This is a genomic window from Burkholderia sp. LMG 13014 (assembly GCF_905232215.1).
In the GTDB taxonomy this organism is placed as follows: domain Bacteria; phylum Pseudomonadota; class Gammaproteobacteria; order Burkholderiales; family Burkholderiaceae; genus Burkholderia.
Genome location: NZ_CAJNKE010000528.1, coordinates 1 through 4,062, shown reverse-complemented (window position 1 = coordinate 4,062; position 4,062 = coordinate 1). Strand labels below are relative to the sequence as shown.

At 65.2% G+C, this 4,062-nt stretch carries 1 protein-coding gene; it reads right to left on the bottom strand.

Annotated features, from left to right (window positions below):
- A partial coding sequence (locus tag JYJ84_RS30200; protein WP_205189861.1) for a YadA-like family protein occupies positions 1-4,062 on the bottom strand: 4,062 nt, incomplete at both ends.

Genomic DNA, 4,062 nt, shown 5'->3' with positions numbered 1-4,062 from the left:
TCCACTGGTACAGCATGCCGGCGCCGATCACCTTCTGACCGCCGCTGAAGCCGCCGTTGATCGACGCCTTCAGGTTCTCCGTGATGCGGGCCTGCATGTTGACCGCCATCGCCTTCTGGCCGAGGAAGGTCGACGTACCCACGCCCATCCCGAAGTTGGCGTCGCGATCGAGCTGCGGGATCGACGCCATCGCGCCGACGGCCGCAATACCCTGCTTCGCCATCTGGTCGGTCTGCTGCAGTTGCGAACCCAGCGAGTTGATCTGCGCCTGCTGGCCCGACAGTGCCGTCGACAGCGTCGTCTGCACCTGCGTCAACTGGTTCACGTTCACCGCGTCGGTGCCTTGCGTACCCGGCGCGACGTTCGTGATCTGGCGCTGCTGCTGGTCGTTGCCGACTGACACCACGTTCGAGCGGCCGCCGTCGTTGGAGCCCGCGCCGATCGCCACCGAGTTCGAACCCGCGGTGACGGTCGGGACGTCGGTGCCCTTGCCGTTCATGTCGGCCGCGATGCCGTTGTTGTTGGCGGTGCGCGTGTTGTTGTTGTTGATCGTCGTCGACAGCGAGTTCAACGTGTTGTTGATGTTGGTCACGCCGGTCGACAGCGACGCCACGTTGCTGTTCGTCGTGCTCAGGCCGGTGGACAGCGAACCGATGCCGGTCGAAGTCGACGTCGACAGCGAGTTGACGTTGCTGTTCGTCGCGCTCAGGCCCGTCGACAGCGAGTTGATCGCGGTCGAGGTCGACGTGGACAGCGACGCCACGTTGCTGTTCGTCGCGCTCAGGCCGGTGGACAGCGAGTTGATGCCGGTCGACAGCGACGCGACGTTCGACGCGGTCGACGTCGACAGCGCATTCACCGCGTTGTTCGTCGCGTTGAGCTGGCTGCCGTTGATCGCGTCCGTGCTGCTGGCCGAGATCTGGCCGGCGGCGACGTTCGTGATCTGGCGTTCCTGGCCCGGTGCGCCGACGCTGAGCGGACCCACTGGCGAGCTGCCCGCGAAGAAGTACGTGACACCGCCGATCGTGGCACTCGACACGGCGACCGCAGGACTCGTGACCGAGTTCATGCCGATTGCGACGGAGTTCGCGATGTTGGCCGTTGCGCCTGAACCGAAGGCCAGCGCACCTGCGCCGCTTGCCGTTGCGCCCGCACCGAAGGCCTGTGCGTTGGCCGCGTTGGCCACCGAGCCGTTGCCCAGCGCGATCGTGTTGTCCGCGGTGGCCTGGTTCGAGCTGCCGAGGGCGAGCGCGCTGGCGCCGTTGGCCGTGTTCGCGTTGCCGAGCGCCACTGCGCCGTTGCCGGTCGCCGTGTCGTTCGCGCCCATCGCCACCGCGCCGGTACCCGTTGCGATGCTCGGGTCGCCGATTGCCACCGCGCCGTCGCCGCTTGCCGTGTTGCCGGAGCCGATCGACACGGCCTTGCCGCCCGTTGCCGATGCGTTCTGGCCGATCGCGACCGCGCCTGCCGACTGCGCGTTCGAACCGTCGCCGACCGCGACGCTGCTGGTGCCTGCTGCGCTGGCGTTCACGCCGGCTGCGATCGCGTTGGTGCCCGTCGCGCCCTTGTTGTCGTAGTTGCCTTGCTGCACGCCGTTGTCGTTGACGCTGTAGTAGTGCGTCTTCGCGTCATTGATCGCGGTCGAGGTCGAGGTCGACAGCGACGACACCGAGCTGTTCGTGCTGCTCAGGCCGGTGGACAGCGAGCCGATGCCGGTCGACGTCGACGTGGACAGCGACAGGATCGTGCTGTTCGTGCTGCTCAGGCCGGTGGACAACGAGTTGATGCCGGTCGAGGTCGACGTGGACAGCGAACCGATCGAGCTGTTCGCCGACGACAGGCCGGTCGAGGTCGAGGTCGACAGCGAACCGATCGAGCTGTTGGTCGAGGACAGGCCCGTCGAGGTCGAGGTCGACAGCGACGACACCGAGCTGTTCGTGCTGCTCAGGCCGGTGGACAGCGAGTTGATGCCGGTCGAGGTCGAGGTCGACAGCGAACCGATCGAGCTGTTGGCCGACGACAGGCCCGTCGAGGTCGAGGTCGACAGCGACGACACCGAGCTGTTGGTGCTGCTCAGGCCAGTGGACAACGAGTTGATGCCGGTCGAGGTCGAGGTGGACAGCGAGCCGATCGAGCTGTTGGCGGACGAGAGACCCGTCGACGTGGAGGTCGACAGCGAACCGATCGAGCTGTTGGCGGACGACAGACCCGTCGACGTGGAGGTCGACAGCGAACCGATCGAGCTATTGGCCGACGACAGGCCGGTCGAGGTCGAGGTCGACAGCGAGCCGATCGAGCTATTGGCCGACGACAGGCCGGTCGAGGTCGACGTCGAGAGCGAACCAATCGAGCTGTTAGCCGACGACAGACCCGTCGAGGTCGAAGTCGACAGCGAGCCGATCGAGCTGTTCGCCGACGAGAGGCCGGTCGAGGTCGACGTCGACAGCGAACCAATCGAGCTGTTAGCCGACGACAGACCCGTCGAGGTCGAAGTCGACAGCGAGCCGATCGAGCTGTTCGCCGACGAGAGGCCCGTCGAGGTCGAGGTCGACAGCGAGCCGATCGAGCTGTTAGCGGACGACAGACCCGTCGACGTGGAAGTCGACAGCGAGCCGATCGAGCTATTGGCCGACGAGAGACCGGTCGACGTGGAGGTCGACAGCGAACCGATCGAGCTGTTAGCCGACGAGAGGCCGGTCGACGTGGAAGTCGACAGCGAATCGATCGAGCTGTTAGCCGACGAGAGGCCGGTCGACGTGGAAGTCGACAGCGAACCGATCGAGCTGTTGGCCGACGACAGACCCGTCGACGTGGAGGTCGAGAGCGAACCAATCGAGCTGTTAGCCGACGACAGGCCGGTCGACGTGGAAGTCGACAGCGAACCAATCGAGCTGTTGGCCGACGAGAGGCCGGTCGAGGTGGAGGTCGACAACGAACCGATCGAGCTGTTAGCCGACGACAGGCCCGTCGACGTGGAAGTCGACAGCGAATCGATCGAGCTGTTGGCCGACGACAGGCCCGTCGACGTGGAGGTCGAGAGCGAGCCGATCGAGCTGTTGGCCGACGACAGACCGGTCGAGGTCGAAGTCGACAGCGAACCAATCGAGCTGTTAGCGGACGACAGGCCGGTCGACGTGGAGGTCGAGAGCGAACCGATCGAGCTGTTGGCCGACGACAGACCGGTCGAGGTCGAAGTCGAGAGCGAGCCAATCGAGCTGTTGGCCGACGAGAGGCCGGTCGAGGTCGAAGTCGACAGCGAGCCGATCGAGCTATTGGCCGACGAGAGGCCAGTCGAGGTCGAAGTCGACAGCGAACCAATCGAGCTGTTAGCCGACGAGAGGCCGGTCGACGTGGAGGTCGAGAGCGAACCAATCGAGCTGTTGGCCGACGACAGACCGGTCGACGTCGAGGTCGACAGCGAGCCAATCGAGCTGTTAGCGGACGACAGGCCGGTCGACGTCGAAGTCGAGAGCGAGCCGATCGAGCTGTTGGCCGACGACAGGCCGGTCGACGTGGAAGTCGACAGCGAACCAATCGAGCTGTTGGCCGACGACAGACCGGTCGAGGTCGAAGTCGACAGCGAACCAATCGAGCTGTTAGCGGACGACAGGCCGGTCGACGTCGAAGTCGACAGCGAACCGATCGAGCTGTTAGCCGACGACAGACCCGTCGAGGTCGAAGTCGAGAGCGAATCGATCGAGCTGTTAGCCGACGACAGACCGGTCGACGTGGAGGTCGACAGCGAACCAATCGAGCTGTTAGCCGACGACAGACCGGTCGACGTCGAAGTCGAGAGCGAGCCGATCGAGCTATTCGCCGACGACAGACCCGTCGACGTGGAAGTCGACAGCGAGTCGATCGAGCTGTTAGCCGACGAGAGGCCCGTCGAGGTCGAAGTCGACAGCGAACCGATCGAGCTGTTAGCCGACGACAGGCCCGTCGAGGTGGAAGTCGAGAGCGAACCGATCGAGCTGTTGGCGGACGACAGGCCCGTCGAGGTCGAAGTCGAGAGCGAACCAATCGAGCTGTTAGCGGACGACAGGCCGGTCGACGTGGAGGTCG